Source organism: Paraburkholderia sp. 22098, from assembly GCF_052045935.1.
Taxonomy (GTDB): domain Bacteria; phylum Pseudomonadota; class Gammaproteobacteria; order Burkholderiales; family Burkholderiaceae; genus Paraburkholderia; species Paraburkholderia caledonica.
In genome coordinates this window covers 421716-440678 of the sequence record NZ_JBQEPV010000001.1, presented here as the reverse complement: position 1 = coordinate 440678, position 18963 = coordinate 421716, and the positions used below count along the sequence as shown (strand labels likewise).

The 18963-nt window shown below is 61.9% G+C and carries 15 protein-coding genes and 1 tRNA gene; 8 read left to right on the top strand and 8 right to left on the bottom strand.

The window, feature by feature from the left end; all coding sequences use genetic code 11:
- Positions 1–40: 40 nt before the first annotated feature.
- The 4 genes from ACTJLB_RS02025 to ACTJLB_RS02010 form a co-directional block, all read right to left on the bottom strand.
- Positions 41–694, bottom strand: coding sequence for a peroxiredoxin (locus tag ACTJLB_RS02025; RefSeq protein ID WP_440782297.1), 654 nt, complete (start codon positions 692–694; stop codon positions 41–43).
- A 285-nt stretch (positions 695–979) separates the two neighbouring features.
- On the bottom strand, positions 980–1666 hold the full coding sequence (locus ACTJLB_RS02020) for a Fe2+-dependent dioxygenase (protein WP_440782296.1): 687 nt from the start codon (positions 1664–1666) through the stop codon (positions 980–982).
- A gap of 94 nt (positions 1667–1760) precedes the next feature.
- The gene (locus ACTJLB_RS02015; RefSeq protein WP_440782295.1) at positions 1761–3974 is read right to left on the bottom strand and encodes a TonB-dependent receptor; all 2214 of its coding nucleotides are present in this window, start codon (positions 3972–3974) and stop codon (positions 1761–1763) included.
- Positions 3975–4340: 366 nt separating this feature from the next.
- Positions 4341–4416 (bottom strand) — tRNA-Lys (locus ACTJLB_RS02010).
- 199 nt (positions 4417–4615) lie between these two features.
- On the opposite strand from ACTJLB_RS02010, the gene ACTJLB_RS02005 reads away from it, so the two are divergent.
- Together ACTJLB_RS02005 and ACTJLB_RS02000 are read left to right on the top strand one after the other, a co-directional pair.
- On the top strand, positions 4616–5020 hold the full coding sequence (locus ACTJLB_RS02005; RefSeq protein ID WP_020067285.1) for a PaaI family thioesterase: 405 nt from the start codon (positions 4616–4618) through the stop codon (positions 5018–5020).
- A gap of 33 nt (positions 5021–5053) precedes the next feature.
- Positions 5054–5917, top strand: a complete 864-nt coding sequence (locus ACTJLB_RS02000; RefSeq protein ID WP_440782294.1) for a patatin-like phospholipase family protein — start codon at positions 5054–5056, stop codon at positions 5915–5917.
- Here the strand turns inward: ACTJLB_RS02000 and ACTJLB_RS01995 are convergent.
- The gene (locus ACTJLB_RS01995) at positions 5914–6927 is read right to left on the bottom strand and encodes a D-2-hydroxyacid dehydrogenase family protein (RefSeq protein WP_087752321.1); all 1014 of its coding nucleotides are present in this window, start codon (positions 6925–6927) and stop codon (positions 5914–5916) included. The genes ACTJLB_RS02000 and ACTJLB_RS01995 overlap by 4 nt on opposite strands.
- A 373-nt stretch (positions 6928–7300) precedes the next feature.
- On the opposite strand from ACTJLB_RS01995, the gene ACTJLB_RS01990 reads away from it, so the two are divergent.
- Both ACTJLB_RS01990 and ACTJLB_RS01985 read left to right on the top strand, forming a co-directional pair.
- Positions 7301–9169 (top strand): phosphoenolpyruvate carboxykinase (GTP), encoded by a 1869-nt coding sequence (locus ACTJLB_RS01990; RefSeq protein WP_440782293.1) that lies wholly within the window; start codon positions 7301–7303, stop codon positions 9167–9169.
- 343 nt (positions 9170–9512) lie between these two features.
- Positions 9513–10616, top strand: a complete 1104-nt coding sequence (locus ACTJLB_RS01985) for a LysR family transcriptional regulator (protein ID WP_440782292.1) — start codon at positions 9513–9515, stop codon at positions 10614–10616.
- A gap of 155 nt (positions 10617–10771) precedes the next feature.
- Here the strand turns inward: ACTJLB_RS01985 and ACTJLB_RS01980 are convergent, their stop codons facing one another.
- The 3 genes from ACTJLB_RS01980 to dprA all read right to left on the bottom strand — a co-directional run bounded on the left by ACTJLB_RS01980 (position 10772) and on the right by dprA (position 15398).
- Positions 10772–13441: a DNA topoisomerase III gene (locus ACTJLB_RS01980; protein WP_110405524.1), complete on the bottom strand. Its 2670-nt coding sequence runs from the start codon at positions 13439–13441 to the stop codon at positions 10772–10774.
- Positions 13442–13690: 249 nt separating this feature from the next.
- A complete protein-coding gene (locus tag ACTJLB_RS01975; protein ID WP_020067279.1) occupies positions 13691–14068 on the bottom strand; it encodes a thioredoxin family protein in 378 nt (125 codons plus the stop codon).
- A gap of 67 nt (positions 14069–14135) precedes the next feature.
- Entirely contained in the window at positions 14136–15398 is a 1263-nt protein-coding gene (gene dprA, locus ACTJLB_RS01970; protein WP_440782502.1) for a DNA-processing protein DprA, read from the bottom strand.
- Between the two features lie 245 nt (positions 15399–15643).
- On the opposite strand from dprA, the gene def reads away from it, so the two are divergent.
- The 4 genes from def to htpX all read left to right on the top strand — a co-directional run bounded on the left by def (position 15644) and on the right by htpX (position 18888).
- Complete coding sequence (def, locus tag ACTJLB_RS01965) at positions 15644–16147, top strand: peptide deformylase (RefSeq protein WP_214878176.1); 504 nt, start codon at positions 15644–15646, stop codon at positions 16145–16147.
- A gap of 37 nt (positions 16148–16184) precedes the next feature.
- Positions 16185–17171: a methionyl-tRNA formyltransferase gene (fmt, locus tag ACTJLB_RS01960; protein WP_440782291.1), complete on the top strand. Its 987-nt coding sequence runs from the start codon at positions 16185–16187 to the stop codon at positions 17169–17171.
- Between the two features lie 113 nt (positions 17172–17284).
- The gene (locus tag ACTJLB_RS01955; RefSeq protein ID WP_440782501.1) at positions 17285–17926 is read left to right on the top strand and encodes a LysE family translocator; all 642 of its coding nucleotides are present in this window, start codon (positions 17285–17287) and stop codon (positions 17924–17926) included.
- A gap of 104 nt (positions 17927–18030) precedes the next feature.
- Positions 18031–18888, top strand: coding sequence for a zinc metalloprotease HtpX (gene htpX / locus ACTJLB_RS01950; protein ID WP_440782290.1), 858 nt, complete (start codon positions 18031–18033; stop codon positions 18886–18888).
- Positions 18889–18963 lie beyond the last annotated feature (75 nt).

Genomic DNA, 18963 nt, shown 5'->3' with positions numbered 1-18963 from the left:
CCAGGCGCATGCAATGCGCCTGGTTCATTGCACTGCAAAACTACTGCGGCTGTGTGACGAATCGCAGATACGGCTTCACGGTCTTGAATCCTTCGGGGTACTTCTTCATTGCGTCATCGTTCGAGACGGATGTCGGAATGATCACATCGTCTCCGGGCTTCCAGTTCACGGGCGTCGCCACCGTATGTTTTGCGTTCAGCTGCAGCGAATCGAGCAGACGCAGTACTTCGTCGAAGTTGCGCCCTGCGCTCATTGGATACACCAGCATCGCCTTGACCTTCTTGTCCGGTCCGATGATGAACACCGAGCGTACCGTTGCGTTGTCGGCTGCGGTGCGCGTGCCGCCGCTCGCGTTCGGGTGAATCATGTCGTAGAGCTTCGCGACATTCAGGTCCGCATCGCCGATGAGCGGGTAGTTGACCGCGTGGCCCTGCGTCTCTTCGATATCCTTCACCCAGTTCTTGTGATCGCTGACGGGGTCGACGCTCAGACCGATGATCTTCGTATTGCGCTTGTCGAATTCGGGTTTGAGGCCGGCCATATAGCCAAGCTCAGTGGTGCATACCGGCGTGAAATCCTTTGGATGCGAAAACAGAATCACCCAATGGTCGCCGATCCATTCGTGGAAATGAATCGTGCCTTCGGTGGTTTCGGCAGTGAAATCGGGGGCTTCTTCTCCAAGTCGAATCGACATCGTCTTCCTCCATGAGGGTGCGCCGGGCACCGATGCCGCTCGTCGAGGAGGCGGTCCCCGGGCTGCCTGAGCGTTCCATCAGGCAATTGCTTGTCTCACATCTGCCTCCTGCCAGTTGGACTGTATTTGCGCGGGAGGACCATGCGAACGCAGCGAATGCAGAGTGTTTCGCTGGATGCTGCGATGCCGAAATACCGATGCGCTACGCGTCGCGCTTAAAGCGTAGGACAAAAATGCGCGCCGCTCTAGCCAGCTTGCAGGACAAATCCGCCGTTTAGTACGACTTTACGTATCGCTCCACATGCGCAGCAGGTTGTGATAACAGCCGACGAGCGTGCGACGCGCGGCATCGTCCGCGTTCGACGCGTTCAGACGCTGGATCGCGCCGTCCATGTCGAACAGCATCGCGCGCCGCGTATCGTCGCGCACGAGGCTTTGCGCCCAGAAGAAGCTCGACACGCGCGCGCCGCGCGTGACGGGCCGCACCTGGTGGAGACTGGTGCCGGGATAGACGATTGCATGACCGGCGGGCAACTTCACTTCCTGTACGCCGAAGGTGTCTTCGATCAGCAGTTCGCCGCCGTCGTACTCGTCGGGCGGCGTGAGGAAGAGCGTGACCGAGACGTCTGTGCGTACGCGCGCGCCGCTGCCGGGCACGAGACGAATGGCGCCGTCCACATGACTGCCGAAATGCATACCGCCTTCATAGCGGTTGAACAGCGGCGGATAGACCTTGTTCGGCAGCACCGCGCTGATAAAGAGCGGGTGCCGCTCGAGCGCCGCGATGATCCGGTCGCCCATTTCCAGCGCAATCGGCGAGCCTTCCGCGATCTGCTGATTACGCTTGACTGGCGCGCCCTGATAGCCGGCCGTCGCGCGGCCGTCCACCCACGCGTCTGTCGACGCTTCGAGATGCGCGCGCATGGCGGCGGCGTCGGCGGGGCTGAATACGTCAGGTATCGAGACAATCATGGTTGGACTTTCCTGCGAAACCGCGCGCTTTCCCGCTGCCTGACGGAGCGGCAAAGCGCGCGGCGTGAGTGACGTTGGTCGCTCGTTCCGGCGATCAGAAGAACCGGTAGTTTAACGTCGCGAGGAACGTGCGGCCGTTGCCTGGCACCGCGCGTCCGCCGTCGGACGGAATCAGCGCGTCGTAGTAGTTTTTGTCCGTGAGATTCAGCACGTTAAACTGGACGTCGTACTTTTTCGCGTGATAAGCGGCCATTGCATCCCAACGCGTGTAGCCGCCGACCTTCACGAAATTGTTGTTCGCGGCATAACGCGACGATGTGTAGATCGGGCCGCCGCCGATTTCCCAATGCGGCGTGAACGCATACGTCGTCCACAACGTCAGCATGTTGCGCGGCGTGTTCGCTGGCGTCTTGCCGGTCGTGCCGTCTAGCGCCTTCAGGATCGTCGCGTCCATGTACGTGTAACCGCCGAACACTTGCCATTTGTCGGTGATGTGGCCCGCAAGGCCAAGCTGATAGCCACGTACGCGGACGTCGCCGTCGAGCGTGTAACTGCCGTCCGCATTGAGCGTGCGCGCGTTCGTCTTCTCGATGTTGAAGAGCGACTGGGTGACGGACAGGCCGCCGCCCAGCAGATCCCACTTGGCGCCGACCTCATACGACTTGTTGTGCTCGGGCGGCAGGCTCTGCGTGTTGTTCGTGAGCGTGAGCGCTTCGAGCGAAGGATTAAACGACGTACCGTACGACACGTAGTAGGACTGCCAGTCGGCCGGCTGCCAGATCACGCCGCCGCGGACGCTCGTGAAGTAGTTCGTTTGGGTGGCGTATGAAGGCGCATTGATCGAGTTATGAATCGACGCTTCGTAACGGTCCCAGCGAAGGCCGCCCACGATCTTCCAATGTTCGCCGATGGACACCGTGTCGTTCGCGTAGATGCCGACGCCGTTCGCGCTCGACTCCGCAAGGTTCGTCGCGACGGTTTTCGCGTTCGACGGGCGCGTCGTATAAGTCGGGTCGACGAGCGGCACGATAGCGATCGTGTTCGCCGGCAGGCCCGGCGTGGTGGTGGCGAAACTCTGATTGCTGTACGTCTCGTGGCTCAGATCGACGCCCGCGACGACATCGTGCTTGATGAAGCCGGTGTTGAACTTGGCCTCGACGTCTGTCGAGTTGTAGACCGAGTGGTCGTTGATGTTGCGGTCCTTGCCCTGCAGCTTCACGAACAGTCGCGATGGATCGATCGTCGTGTAGTTGCCGTTGGTCAACGCCGTCGAGGTGGGCAGCGGACCTGTGAGCACCGACGCCGCGTTCGTCGCGCGTGCTTCCGTGCTGTAGTGGCTGAACTGGGTCTGGTTGCGCAGCTTGAGGTTGTCGTTGAAGCGGTGTTCGATGCGGGCGTTCAGTGTCTGCACGTCCTGGATGGTGCGGTCGTCGGTGAAGCCGTAGAACGTGCCGCGATTCACCGGCGCGGGATGACCGTTGAGCGCTGGAATGCCGTAGTCGGGCTGATCGCGGTTGTGCTGGATCAGCGCGGACAGCGTGATTTCCGTGGGCGTGCCGATGCCGAATTTCACTTCGGGTGCGACGCCGTAGTCCTTGCTCTTCATCACGTCGCGCGACGAGCCCAAGCTTTGGCCGAACGCGTTGATCCGGAATGCGGACGTCGATGTGATCGGCGTGTCCAGGTCGACCGTCGTGCGGTAGCGGTCGTGCGTGCCGCCCTGCAGGGAGACATCGGCGCGTGGTTTGAGCGTCGGTTGCTTGCTGACCTGATTGATGACGCCGCCCGTGGAGCCGCGCCCGAAGTACAGGGACGACGGGCCATACAGCACGTCGATCGATTCGAGGTTGAACGTGTCGCGATAGTACTGGCCACGATCGCGGAAGCCGTCGAGGTAGATGTCGGTGCGCGCCGAAAAGCCGCGCAGGTTGATGTTGTTGCCGATCTGCCCGCCTTCAGCGGCACCGATCGTGATGCCGGGCACGTTGCGTAGCGCGTCGGTGAACGAACTTGCGGCCTGCGATTGCAGCACGGCCTTCGGCACCACGACCGCCGCTTGCGGAATGTCGCGCAGCGCGGTCGGCACTTTTGCGCCGACGCTGGAGACGTCAGGCGCGAAGTCCGCGGACCGACTGTTTTGGCCCGTCACCTTGACGGTGGGCAATGTGGCGCTTTCCGCGCTTACGCTCGACGCGGAGGCGGGAGACCCCGGTTGGGCGCCGGTCGCGGGCGTTGCGGTCGATTGAGCGTAGAGCGGCGTCGCGAACGCGACCAGAACGGCCGCCGCGAGAGGCGTGTTTCGGAACATCGATAACCCTGTCGTTGTCGCTATTTTTCTGATTCGACGGATGCCAGCGCCCGTGCGGCACCGACAGGCGGTCTGCCTGCCCGAGGAGGTGATGGACCCATCGTCTTGTTCTCAAATGAGAATCAGTATCATTACACGGATGATAATAGTTCGCAATAATTCGTTACGCATGGGAAATTTTTTTGCGGGCGGATTTGGGTGCGGCGTTGGGCGCGGCGAGGCGGTGGGCGGGCCGGCCGGTCGGGGAAGTCCTGCTTTCCGGTGTTTTCGACAGAGAGGTGCGAGGCGCTACCGCGGTCTATCCGCGCGCGCCTCAGCAAACGAAAAAGGCCGGTTAGCTTTCGCTAACCGGCCTTTGAAATTCTTTGGTGGGGCGTGAGTGACTCGAACACTCGACCTACGGATTAAGAGTCCGCTGCTCTACCAACTGAGCTAACGCCCCAACAGAAGCGAAATTATGCAGCATGTTCCATCCATTGCCAAGCCCCTTTAGCAGATTTCTTAAAAATACCGCTTCGATCCAATAGAGTCCTCGCTCGCCAAAACGGGCGCCCGCGAGAACGCGCCGCCTTCGGCGTCCCGGTATCATGTCGCGGACACTCGCCGCTTCTGCGCAGCGCGGCTTTCAACGGGGAATTGCCATGGATGACAAAGAGATCACCGAATTGCTCGACCGCGTCCTCGCGCCCTGGGTCCGTTCGCTGACGCTGACCCCCGTCAAAGTCGACGCGGACAGCGCCACGCTTCGCCTGCCTTTTTCGGGCGAACTGCGTCATTCAGGCGGCGTCATCTGCGGGCAGGTGTTCATGGCGGCGGCCGACACGGCGATGATCGTCGCCATTTCGGCCGCGCTCGGCGGCTTTAAGCCGATGACAACCGTGTCGCTCAACATCAGCTTCATGCGTGCTGTGCGCAACGGCGATGTGCTGATCACCGCCCGCGTGCTGCGTCTCGGCCGCAATCTCGTGTTCGGCGAAGTCGAGCTGCTGGACGAGACCGGCAATATGGCCGTTCACGCAACCACGACCTACGCGTTGCTCGCATAAAACGCGCGCCAGACAGCACTAGAGGGTATCGAGATGTTCGATCAGGTTGTGTTCGCGGGCGGCGGCAATCGTTGCTGGTGGCAGGCGGGTTTCTGGGACGTCGTGCAGCCGGAGTTGCGCATTCGTCCACGCGTGATCGCCGGCATTTCCGCTGGCGCCGCGACCGCGTGCATGCTCTACACGCGCGACTCACAGTGGGTCATGCGCTACTACGAAGACGCGCTACGTCACAATTCGCGCAACGCCTATTGGGGCAACCTGCTGCGCGGCGAATCGGTGTTTCCGCATTACCGCATCTACCGTCAGGCGTTGCTCGACATTTACGGTGAGAAGTTTTCATCACTCGCGCAAGCGCCGGAAATTCGCATCGGCGTTTCGCATCTGCCGCGCTGGCTGGGTGCGCGCAGCGCGGTGGTGGCCGGCCTGATCGCGTACAACATCGAAAAATACGTGCGTAAGACGCTGCACCCTACGCTGGGCCAGACGCTTGGTTTTCATCCGGAATTCGTGCGCGCGCAAGATTGCGCGACCGTCGAAGATCTTGCGGACTTGATCCTCCAGTCGTCGAGCACGCCACCCTTCACGCCGGTCTTGCGGCGCAATGGCCGGCCGGTGCTCGACGGCGGATTGGTCGACAACGTGCCCGTCGGCGCGCTCGACGCCGACGCGCCCGGCAACGTACTCGTGATGGTCACGCGTCTCTATCCGCGGCCGCAAATGTTCGTCGTGCCTCACGGCGCGCAACAAAGGCTATACGTGCAGCCATCGCGCAAGGTGCCCATTTCGAGCTGGGACTACACAAGTCCTTCGCAGATGGTGCATGCATACAACCTCGGCCGTGCTGACGGCGAGACGTTTCTCCAACGCATCCCCGATCTGCTGGAAATCGCCGCTTAACGCCGGCGTCCGCCCTGCAATGCTTCGGGATTTGCCACGCTGGCGGTATCGCCGGCGTCGAAAGCCAGGATGTTCTTGAACGCCGCGCTGAAATAAAGCTCGTAGCTTTCGCGCTCGACATAGCCGATGTGCGGCGTGCAGATCACGTTCTCCATGCGCAGCAGGCTGTAGCCCTGCAGAATCGGCTCGCTTTCATACACGTCGATTGCGACCATGCCCGGACGGTTATGCGAAAGCGCATTGACCAGCGCGTTCTCGTCGAGCAGTTCGGCGCGGCTCGTGTTCACGAGCAACGCGGTCGGCTTCATGCGCATCAGGTCTTCCTGCTTGACGATGCCGCGTGTGTCGTCATGCAAACGAAGATGCAGCGACAGCACGTCGCTCTGCTCGAACAGCGCTTCGCGGCTCTCGGCCACGCCATAACCATCCTCGCGAGCGGCTTCGCGCGAATGCTCGCGGCCCCAGATCAATACGTTCATGCCGAACGCCTTGCCGTAGCCGGCGACGAGCCGCCCGATCTTGCCATAGCCCCAGATGCCCAGCGTCTGACCGCGCAACACCTGACCCAGCCCAAAATTCGGCGGCAGTGCCGAGGTCTTCAGCCCCGACTGCTGCCAGGCTCCTTGCTTAAGGTTCGCCACGTATTGCGGAATGCGCCGCTGCGCCGCCATGATGAGAGCCCACGTGAGTTCCGCGGGCGCGATCGGTGAGCCGCTGCCTTCCAGCACGGCAATACCGCGTTCCGTACAAGCGCCGAGATCGATGTGATTGGATACCTTGCCCGTCTGGCTGATCATGCGCAAACGAGGCAGTTTATCGAGGAGTTGTGAGCTAATGCGAGTGCGTTCCCGAATCAGAACAAGCGCGTCGACCTCCGAGAGACGGCTCGCCAGTTGGCCGAGTCCGCGGACGGTGTTATTGAAAACTTTGACCTCATGGTCGGCCAGTAATTGAAAGCAGTCGAGCTTGCGAACGGCGTCCTGATAATCGTCGAGGATGGCAATCTTCATGGTATGTGTCTTGCATGGCACCAGGTTGGTGCGGAACGGAATGTTATGCTGACTGTCCCATCATGTGACCCAGGTCACATGGCGGTCTGGCTGATTGCCTTACCGTAGAAGCTGCCGCATAGAACGACAGCGTGACGGCAAGGCCGATTGACATCGTTTTTAACAGTTTGTTGCGTGTTGAGGCAAGCCGCTTTACAGACGGTTGCAACGCCTGTCCAGCGCGTATCGGCCCAACAGACTGTGTTGAAGCCCGTGATGACCTGCGCAATTGCGCGTCGGTTCGTAGAACTGGCGCAACCAATTAAATGCCTCTCGCATGCAGCATCGCCGGGCTTGTACCGTTTTCCTATTCACTACAAACGGAGACAAGTCGATGAATCATCCATCATTCGAAGGACAACCCACAGTCAAAGCGTCAGTAGAAGCGCCCGCGTGGGTCAAACATCGAAAACTGATCGACTGGGTCCAGCGCGTTGCCGCTATGACCAAGCCGGATAAGATCGTCTGGTGCGACGGATCGCAGGAAGAGTATGACCGTCTGTGCGCACAGATGGTCGAAGCCGGCACGCTCAGAAAGCTCAATCCCGCCAAACGTCCCAACTCATATCTCGCGTGGTCCGATCCTTCCGATGTCGCGCGTGTCGAAGATCGCACGTTCATTTGTGCGCAACGTCCGGAAGACGCAGGACCGACTAACAACTGGGTCGCGCCGCAAGAAATGCGCGAAACGCTCGATGGCCTGTTCGACGGCGCGATGCGTGGCCGCACCATGTATGTGGTTCCGTTCTCCATGGGCCCGCTGGGTTCGCCGATCGCGCATATCGGCGTCGAATTGAGCGACAGTCCGTATGTGGTCACCAACATGCGCATCATGACGCGCATGGGCCGCAAGGTGTACGACGTGCTCGGCGAAGACGGCGAGTTCGTGCCGTGCGTGCATTCGGTCGGCGCGCCGCTCGAGGCAGGTGCGAAAGACGTGCCTTGGCCGTGCAACCCAACCAAGTACATCGTCCATTTTCCCGAGTCACGCGAAATCTGGAGCTATGGCTCCGGTTATGGCGGCAACGCGTTGCTGGGCAAGAAGTGCTTTGCGCTGCGCATTGCATCGACAATGGGCCGCGACGAAGGCTGGCTTGCCGAGCATATGCTGATTCTCGGCGTGACTTCACCTGAGGGACGCAAACATCACGTGGCGGCGGCGTTCCCGTCGGCGTGCGGCAAGACCAACTTCGCGATGCTGATTCCGCCAGAAGGGCTGAACGGCTGGAAGATTTCCACCATCGGCGACGATATCGCGTGGATAAAACCAGGCAAGGACGGCCGTCTGTACGCGATCAATCCGGAGGCAGGCTACTTCGGCGTGGCCCCCGGCACGAGTGAGAAGACCAACTTCAACGCAATGGCCACGTTGAAGGAAAACGTGATTTTCACCAACGTGGCGCTCACCGACGACGGCGACGTCTGGTGGGAAGGCATGACCGACGAACCGCCCGCGCACCTGATCGACTGGCAAGGTAAAGACTGGACGCCGGCGAGCGCGAAAGAGAGCGGGCGCAAGGCCGCCCATCCGAATGCGCGCTTCACGGCGCCGGCGTCGCAATGTCCGTCTATCGACGCGGACTGGGAAAACCCGGCGGGCGTGCCGATCGACGCGTTCATCTTCGGCGGTCGCCGGTCGACCACGGTGCCGCTCGTCACAGAGGCGCGCAACTGGGTCGAGGGCGTCTACATGGCGGCGACCATGGGCTCCGAGACCACCGCCGCGGCCGCCGGGCAACAGGGCGTCGTGCGGCGCGATCCGTTCGCGATGCTGCCGTTCTGCGGCTACAACATGAGCGAGTACTTCGGCCATTGGCTGAAGACGGGCGAGCGCTTGCAGCAGATGAACGCGAAGCTGCCGAAAATCTTTTGCGTCAACTGGTTCCGCAAGGGTGCCGACGGCAAGTTCGTCTGGCCGGGCTTCGGCGAAAACATGCGCGTGCTTGGCTGGATGGTCGGCCGCATCGAGGGCACCGCGCAGGGCGAAGAGCATGCGTTTGGCACGTCGCCGCGGTACGAGGACGTCGACTGGAGCGGTTTGGACTTTAGCCGCGAGCAGTTCGAACAAGTCATCTCCGTCGACGACGCAGCCTGGCGCGCTGAACTCGCGCTTCATGCAGAACTCTTCGACACGTTGCAGCAAGGCTTGCCGCCGGCATTGACGCAAGCCAAGACTCAATTGGAGAGCAAGTTGGCCGCCTAGCCATGTGAGTGGTCACTATCAATTGGAGGCCGCCTTCGGGCGGCTTTTTTGCTTTTTGTCCGTGTCGGCTGCGAAACACGGTGCGCGAACCGGCGCCGCGCGCGAGCCGTGTCTATTCGCACAACCGCCTGTCCCAAGCTGCGCCGCAGCACGTTTGTTTCCGTTTGCGGAACAATCGACATTCGCGCCCCACATTAGGGCGCACAGTCGCACGAAAATTGACGAAATTTCCGCTTTTGCGGGCAACTTCTGCACGATTGCGCGAGTCGTAGGAGAATCCCTAGTTCGCTTCCACTGGTTATCACCAATTGTCAGGAAGCCGTAACACGGCAGGAGTTGTCATATGGACCATTTGCAGTCGATGCGAGTTTTCGTCAAGGTGGCGGATCTCGGCAGTTTTGCCCGCGCCGCGAGCGCGATGGATATTTCCAACGCAGTTGCCACCCGTCACGTTGCCGACCTGGAGGGGCGTCTAGGCACGCGGCTGCTCAACAGAACAACTCGCAGCTTGTCCCTGACCGAGTCGGGTCAGGTTTATCTCGAGCGGGCGCGCCAGATTCTCGACGAACTTGAAGACGTCGAGCAGATGGTGGTCGCGCGAAATCACGAGCCCGTCGGCACCTTGAGGATCGTCGCGCCGGTGGTGTTCGGCCTGCACAATCTGGCTCCGGTGCTGCAGACGTACGCGGAACGGTATCCAAAAGTCATTCCGGACGTGACGCTGGTCGACCGTCAGGTCGATCTGGTGGAAGAAGGCTTCGACGTGGGTGTCGTCATTGCCCGGCAAATGCGCAGCGCGAGCATTGTCACGCGGCGTCTGACCACGGGCTGCATGACCGTGTGCGCAACGCCTGCGTATCTGGAAAAGCACGGCACGCCTACGCGTCCCGAGCATTTGCTGGAGCATCCGTGCCTGAGCCTGCCGTCGGAATATTGGGGCGACGAGCGCGTATTTACTGGCCCGGAAGGCGAAGTGCGGGTGCGTCCGTCGAACGTGATCGTGGCAAACAATACGGAGATGCTGCGTCAGTTTGCGCTGCTCGGCATGGGCATTGCGATTCTGCCGAGTTACCTGATCGGCCGCGACATGACGCGCGGCAGGCTGGTGCGCTTGCTCGGCGACTACCGTTTGCCGCAAGTCGAGATCAATATCGCGTATCCGAGCCGCCGTCACTTGCCCGCGAAGGTGCGCACGTTCATCGATCACCTGGTCGAGCATTTCAGCCAGACGCCGAACAGCTTGCTCGGCGAACAGTGGATCAAAGACGGGGTCGGGCGGCCGGCATCGCAGACGTCATTCGAAGCGGCGGATTCGTCCATGCCGCCCGAAGCCTTCGATGGCGCCGAACCGCTGTCGCGACTGCTGGACAGCGAGCTGTCACCGGTGCCCAAGACGTTGGCGAAGACTTCGAACCGCACGCGGCTCTCGGCGTTGACCCCACTGTAAAGGCGCCGTTCGAGAGTCCAGGCCGCGCAAATACAAGCGCGTTCGGCAAGGCGTGAAAAAAGCGCGGTCACCGTTGGTGATCGCGCTTTTTTATCGTCAACTCGAATCGGGCGGGCAGCGGCGCAGAGACCGTGCACGCCCGCTTCGTCGCCCAATCAGGAGCCCGTCTTTCGAGCCGCCGTCTTTTTGGCTGGCGCCTTCTTTGCCGCAGCGGTTTTGGTTGCCGGCGCTTTCTTCGCCGCGGCCTTTTTCGCCGCCGGCGCTGCCTTTACCGCGACCGTCGCGTCGCCTTCGTCCGATTCGATCTCTGTTCCAGCCTTTGCGGCTGACTTTGCCGCGGCGGTCTTTGCCGCCGTCTTGGCCGAAGGCTCTTTCTTCTCGAATTCGAAGCCGATTTTGCCGTCGTTCTGCTTGACGAGGAACGCCTTGAAGTTACGGCCGGTGCGCGACGACTTGAAGTTGGTCAGCAAGTCGGTGCGGCCTTCTTCGAGCAGCTTCGCCATCTGCTCGCGGGCGATCTCCTGCTGCAGGATCACCTTGCCCGAGCGGAAGTCGCAAGTTTTCGGGCTCGCGACCGAGTTCTCGCAGACGTAGCTCATGCCGTGCTCGAACACGCGGCCCTTGCACTTAGGACATGCGCCTACCGATTCCTGGTCGGAGAAGTCAGGCGGTTCGCCGTCTTCGCCGCCCGCGTCCTGACCAAAGTCGAACTCGAGCTTGTAGTTCTTGATCTCGTCGTCAAGTGAAAGCTTGAGAATCGCCGAGAACGGACGGCCCATCTTGCTGCGGAAACCCGACAGCGGACCGATCGTCTTGTTCTTCAGCAGTTCCTCGACTTCCTCGATCTCGAACTGGCGGCCGCCGGGGATTTTCGAAATCGAGAATTCGCACTTCGAGCACGCGAAGCGACGGTAATTCTCCTTCACCTGGCCGCCGCAGTGCGGACACGGCGTTTGCAATGTCGCGTAATCGCCGGGGATTGTGTCGGAATCGTATTCTTTTGCTCGCTTGACGATGGTCTGCGTCATGCGGGCAATTTCCTGCATGAATGCGTCGCGCGGCAGGTTGCCGCGTTCCATTTGCGACAGCTTGTATTCCCACTCGCCCGTGAGCTCCGGCGCGGTCAATTCCTTCACACCGAGCCCGCGCAGCAGCGTCATCAACTGGAATGCCTTCGCAGTTGGAATCAGATCGCGGCCTTCGCGGATCAGATACTTCTCACCAAGCAGACCTTCAATGATGGCGGCGCGCGTGGCAGGCGTACCGAGCCCCTTTGCGGCCATTGCCTCGCGCAACTCGTCGTCTTCCACGAGCTTGCCCGCGCCCTCCATTGCGGACAGCAACGTGGCTTCGTTGTAGCGTGCAGGCGGTTTCGTCACGAGTTGCTGGGCGGCGATCTTGTCGGTCTTGACCTTCTCGTCCTTCTGCACCGGCACGAGGTTGGCATCTTCACCGCTGATTTCGCGACCGTACACCTGCAACCAGCCCGGCTCGACCAGCACCTTGCCTTCGGTCTTGAAGTGATGACCGACCACTTCGGTAATGCGGGTGGTCACTTTGAATTCCGCTGCCGGGAAAAACACCGACAGGAAGCGCTTCACCACCAGATCGTAGAGCTTCTGTTCCGGCTCTGACAGATTCTTCGGCGCCTGCAGCGTGGGGATGATTGCAAAGTGGTCGCTGATCTTCGAGTTATCGAAGATGCGCTTGTTCGGCTTCACCCAGCCCTTGTCGAGCACCTGCTTGGCGAACGGGAGATAGTTGTTGCTCTCCTTGAGCATGCCGAGCGTCTGCTTGACCGTATCCATATAGTCTTCGGGCAACGCGCGCGCGTCGGTCCGCGGATAGGTCAGCACCTTGTGCTTTTCGTACAGCGCCTGCGCGAGGCCCAGCGTGTTCTTGGCCGAGAAGCCAAAGCGGCCGTTCGCTTCGCGCTGCAAGCTCGTGAGGTCGAAGAGCGCCGGCGACAACTGCGTGGACGGCTTCGATTCCTCGCTCACCGTACCGATCTGGCCGCGACATGCGGCCACGATCGTCTCGGCCGCGGGCAGCGCCCACAGACGCGAGTCGCGCTTTTCCGGGTCGAACTCGTCGCGCTTGAACTTCGGGTCGAACCAGCGGCCCTCGTAGAAACCGGCCGCGCAGACGAACTCCGCTTTCACTTCCCAGTAGTCTCGCGGCACGAAGCGGCGAATTTTCTCTTCGCGTTCGACGACGATAGACAACGTTGGCGTTTGTACCCGACCGACCGTGGTCAGGAAGAAGCCGCCGCCCTTGCTGTTGAACGCGGTCATCGCACGGGTGCCGTTGATGCCGACGAGCCAGTCGGCTTCCGAGCGGCAGCGTGCGGCGTCGGCGAGCGGCTGCATTTCTTCGTCGCTGCGCAGACGCGCGAAGCCGTCACGGATGGCGGCCGGCGTCATGGATTGCAGCCACAGACGCTGAACCGGCTGTTTCGCTTTCGCGTGTTGCGCGATGAGACGGAAAATCAGTTCGCCCTCGCGCCCCGCGTCGCATGCGTTGATGAGGCGGTCGATGTCCTTGCGCTTGAGCAGCTTGGTCAGCACCTTCAGGCGCGACTCGCTCTTGGCGATCGGATTCAGATCGAAATGCGGCGGAATGACGGGCAGGTTGGCGAAGCTCCACTTGCCGCGTTTGACTTCGTACTCGTCGGGCGCGGCGATTTCCAGCAGGTGACCCACTGCCGAAGAGAGCACGTACTCGTCGCTCTCGTAGTATTCGTCATGCTTGGTAAAACCGCCCAAAGCGCGCGCGATGTCGTTCGCGACGGAAGGCTTTTCGGCGATGATCAGTGCTTTGGACATGACTCGATGTGAGGTTGGTATATCCGGGTTGGTGGCCTTGAGCGCGCCCTTCTGGCGCGACCCTCGTTTGCGACCTTGCGACCCATTAACGACCGCTTTATAGCACACGGCGCGAACGCGGCGTGTCAACTGCCATAAAAGCGCGCCATCAAAATTGCGCGCCCGGCAACTGACCGGGCCGCGTCAAACATGCACCGCGCCGGCCGCAATGCCTGCGCCGTAACGGCGCGTACAGGCGGCCGTTCGCTCTTACGCGACGGTCAGCGCGGGCCGCAATTTCGGCGCGCCGCTCACGCCTGGCAAGGCGGTCAAATCCGACAACATCCGCTCCACGATCGCTGCCTGCGGCAAAACGGTGCCGAAGAATCGCGTCGTTACTGAGTCTTCGATCAGGATGGTGGGAAAATTCTCGACATCGAGATCGTCGAAGCGATCAGCATGCGTTTCGATGTCGATCCATGCGAAACAGATTTCCGGATGCCGCTCGGCCAGCTTGTCGAACGCCTCCTGATACTCGCGACAGGTCCCGCACCATTGCGCACACAGGCAGGCAACGAACAGCGTGTCGGGCTCGTTGACGCGCTCGGCGATCCGGTCTTGGTCGGTGTCGAGATTCAGCGCGGGCATGGTGGTTCCTCAGGTGCTTTGTCGGATGCTTTGGCGCGAATGTAGCATGGCCAATCCGGGAAAGTGGTCAAGCTGGGTCAAAGCAGCTCGCGGCGGCCCGGCCTCGGCTCGCACGGGTGTAACGCCCGCCGGGCAGCGCGCTGACCTCGCCGGCCAGTTCCAGCTGCAGCAACGTGGTTTGTAGAACGGCGTAGTCCATCTCGGTGCGCGTGGCCAATATTTCAAGGGGCGTTGGGGCGTAACCGAGGGCGGCGAGCAGCCGCTGGGCGTCCGGGTCCCGGCAGCCGGTCATGTCAGGTGCCCGCGCTGGTGCCGGTGCCTGCGTCGACTCTTCACTCTGCGCACGAGCGGTTGCCGCACTGGCGGATGCAGCGGAGCAGGCTGCCTGCGTTGCCGCCCCATCCCGCCGGGTGCCTGGCCGAACGGGCGCGGTTTTCACGAAGCCCAATTCCTCCAGAACCTCGTCTGGCGTCTCCACGAGCTTCGCCCCCTGCTTGATCATGCGATGACAGCCGCGCGACAGCGGCGCGTGGATCGAGCCCGGCAACGCGAAGATATCGCGGCCCATCTCGTTCGCGAGGCGCGCCGTGATCAGCGAGCCGGAACGCATGGCCGCCTCCACGATCAGCACACCGCTCACGAGCCCGGCGATCAGCCGGTTGCGCTGCGGAAAGTTGGCGGCGCGTGCGGGGGTGCCGAGCGGCCATTCCGACAGAATGGCGCCTTGCATCGCGATTTGCCGGGCGAGAGCGTGGTGCGCAGCCGGGTAGACGAGATCGGCGCCGGTGCCGATTACGGCGACCGTGCTGCCGATGCCCTCGAGCGCGCCCCGGTGAGCTGCTCCGTCAATGCCTTGCGCGAGCCCCGACACGACCGTGACGCCCGCCGCCGCAAACGTCCGCGCGAACCGTTCGGCGTCTTCCATGCCTTGCGGCGTGGCGCTGCGGCTGCCCACCAGCGCGACGGCTCGTGTATGCAACAGTTCCAGCCGGCCCTTTATATATAGCAACGGAGGTGGATCGGGCATGGTGAGGAGGGCCGGCGGATAGGCCGGGTCGTCGAGCGTAACCAGATGGTTGCCCGGAAGCTCGCGCCATGCGATTACCGCGTCGAGCTGAGCGTCGAATTCAGGGCCGGTGGGAGCAAGGGCGGCCCGTGCCGCAGCCTCGCCGGCGATCGCGGCGAGCGTTTCATGGTCCTGCTGGAGAATTGCTTCGGGCAACCCGAAGGCGGTCAGCAGCAGGCGCAGCGCCGCGGGTTTCAGCCCCGCGGCGAGAGAAAGCCGCAGCCACGCGGCGAGTTCGATATGGGTTGCAGGCAAGGTGTGCATTGCGGGGCGATCCTCGTGCAGGGCCAGCGGGCAGGCGGGCGCCATGCTAAAATTTTCATCATCCGAAATAACTGCGGCGCCGCGCCCACCCGCGCGGGCTCGTCGTCTGGCGCATCTGGCGCGTTGAATCGAACCGGTTCGACACCATCTATCGTGTGCGTATTGCGACGGGCCGACAACCTGGCCGAATGGCCAACGTGAGCCCTCACACGGCTAGCGGCGTCGAAAAAATCACACTCGAAATCATGGCTTTACTGAACATTCTCAATTACCCGGACAAGCGCCTGCACAAGGTCGCGAAGCCGGTCGAACAGGTCAACGACCGCATCCGCCGTCTCGTCGCGGACATGGCCGAGACCATGTATGCGGCGCCCGGCGTTGGCCTTGCGGCCACCCAGGTGGACGTGCACGAGCGCGTGATCGTGATCGACGTGTCAGACGCGCATGATCAACTCCTTGCTTTCATCAATCCGGAAATCGTCTGGTCCAGCAGCGAGAAAAAGCTGTCGGAAGAAGGTTGTTTGTCGGTGCCGGGCATTTACGACAACGTCGAGCGCGCCGAGAAAGTGCGCGTGCGTGCCCTGAACGAAAAGGGCGAAACCTTCGAAATGGACTGTGAGGGTTTGCTCGCCGTGTGCATCCAGCACGAAATGGATCACCTGATGGGCCGCGTGTTCGTCGAGTATTTGTCGCCGCTGAAGCAGACGCGCATCAAGAGCAAGATGAAAAAGCTCGCCCACGCAATGTAATGCGCGTTCATTCCGCTTCCTGCTTTCGCCCCCGTTCATGAGCCATTCGTTGCGTGTTGTCTTTGCCGGTACGCCGGAATTTGCGTCGGCCGCGCTGGCCGCAATTCACGACGCCGGTTTTCCGGTGCCGCTCGTGCTGACGCAGCCCGATCGCCCGGCCGGGCGCGGCATGAAACTGCAGGCGAGCCCGGTCAAGCGCTACGCCGAGGAACATGGGCTGGCCATCGCGCAGCCTCCGTCGCTGCGCCGGGAAGGGAAATATCCGGCCGAGGCCGAAGCCGCCATCAACCTCCTGCGCGCCACGCCGCACGACGTGATGGTGGTTGCAGCCTACGGCCTGATCCTGCCGCAGGAAGTGCTCGATATCGCGCCGCTTGGCTGCATCAACATCCACGCGTCGCTGTTGCCGCGTTGGCGCGGCGCGGCGCCGATCCATCGCGCGATCGAAGCAGGCGACGCTGAAACCGGCATCACGTTGATGCAAATGGATGCCGGTCTCGACACCGGCGCCATGATCTCCGAGGTGCGCACGCCGATTTCCGCGAACGAGACCACCGCCACGTTGCACGACCGCCTCGCCGAACACGGCGCGAAGCTGATAGTCGCGGCGCTCGTCGAACTGGAGCGCAATGGCAAGCTGACCTCGACGCCGCAACCCGCTGAGGGCGTGACTTACGCCGAAAAGATCGGCAAGCACGAGGCCGCGCTCGACTGGCGCCGCCCGGCTTCGGTGCTCGCCCGCCAGGTGCGTGCGTTCGATCCCTTTCCAGGCAGCGTGGCCACGCTCGAAGACGGCACGTCGATCAAGATCTGGGCGGCGGCGCCCGAGCCTGCACAAGACGGGAATGCGCCCGGCACGATCACCAGCGTTTCCGCCGAAGGGGTCGTCGTGACCTGCGGCGACGGCGCGCTGCGTCTCACACAATTGCAGAAGCCCGGCGGCAAACGTCTGCCGGTACGCGAATTCCTCGCGGGCTTCGCGCTGGCTGCGGGGCAGCGCTTCCAGCTTCCCGAAGCAAAGTAACACCAGTCGGCGGCCCCTGAACATCGTCCGTTTGGCCGATGCTCAACGGCCCCGCCCGACAGTCGCCGCGCGTTAAAATCCTCCATGCAAACGCTCATGTTCCGAGGATCCTCATGTTCGGCATCACCCATTTCGAATTTTTCGTCGTCGCGGTCTTTCTGCTGAATGTGACGCCCGGGCCTGACACGGCTTATATCGTCGGGCGTAGCGTCGCGCAGGGCCGCGGCGCGGGGCTTATGTCCGCGCTGGGAATATCGGCCGGGTGCTGCATCCATTCGCTAGCGTGTGCGTTCGGCTTGACCGCGCTGCTCGCCGCGTCGGCCACGGCGTTCACTGTCATCAAGTTTGTCGGTGCGATCTATCTGATTTATCTCGGCGTGCGCCTCATCTTCGCGAAACCTGCCGAAGACCAGGCCCGCGGCGAAGCGCGCGGGGCGGGTGCTCCCAAGTCGCTGCGCCAGCTGTTCCTGCAAGGCTTCTGGACAAACGTACTGAACCCCAAGGTCGTGCTTTTCTTCGTCTCTTTCTTTCCGCAGTTCGTTACCGCCGGCACGGATCACAAGGCGCTCGCTTTTCTCACGCTGGGCGCCGTATTCGTCGTGATGAGCATGCTGTGGAACAGCTTTGTCGCCTGGATCGCCGGTAGTGTCACCCGGCGTTTCTCCGGCAAGCCGTCGGTGAAGAAGTGGCTGGACCGCGGCGTCGGCAGCGCCTTTGTCGGCCTGGGAATCAAGCTCGCCACCGCATCGAGGTGATTGAATTTTCCGCGCGCGCCCATATCTAACATTTAGCTTACAATCAGGCGCCGCGGCGATGCGGCATGGAAATGAACCCCGCATTAGGGCAAGGAGTTGCAGACATGTTCAATTGGGTCAAAACCGCGATGTTGATGGCCGCGATCACGGCCCTTTTCATCGTGATCGGCGGAGTGATAGGCGGCACGCGCGGCATGACGATCGCGCTCGTCATTGCTCTCGGCATGAATTTCTTTTCGTATTGGTTCTCGGACAAGATGGTGCTGCGCATGTACAACGCGCAGGAAGTCGACGAAACCAGCGCGCCGCAGTTCTACCGCATGGTGCGCGAGCTTTCCACACGCGCCGGCTTGCCGATGCCGCGCGTGTATCTGATCGACGAAGACGCGCCCAATGCGTTCGCCACCGGCCGCAATCCGGAACATGCAGCGGTTGCCGCGACCACCGGGATTCTGCGGGTGCTGTCCGAGCGCGAAATGCGCGGCGTGATGGCACACGAACTGGCGCACGTGAAGCACCGCGACATTCTGATTTCGACAATTTCGGCCACTATGGCCGGCGCGATTTCCGCGCTCGCGAACTTTGCCATGTTCTTCGGCGGCCGCGACGAAAACGGGCGTCCCACGAACCCGATCGCCGGCATTGCGGTCGCGCTGCTCGCGCCTATTGCCGGTGCGCTGATCCAGATGGCGATCTCGCGTGCGCGCGAATTCGGAGCGGATCGTGGCGGCGCGCAGATTTCCGGCGACCCGCAAGCGCTGGCTTCGGCGCTCGACAAGATTCATCGTTATGCGAGCGGCATCCCGTTTCCTACAGCCGAGCAGCATCCGGCCACCGCGCAGATGATGATCATGAATCCGCTCGCGGGCGGCGGTATCGCGAATCTGTTTTCAACGCACCCGGCCACGGAAGAGCGCATCGCGCGCCTGATGGAAATGGCCCGAACCGGGCGCTTCGAATAACGCGTATGCGCATTGCATGACCAAAAAAGGCGAGTCTCCCGACTCGCCTTTTTTATTTCGCGTCAGCGCGCGCTT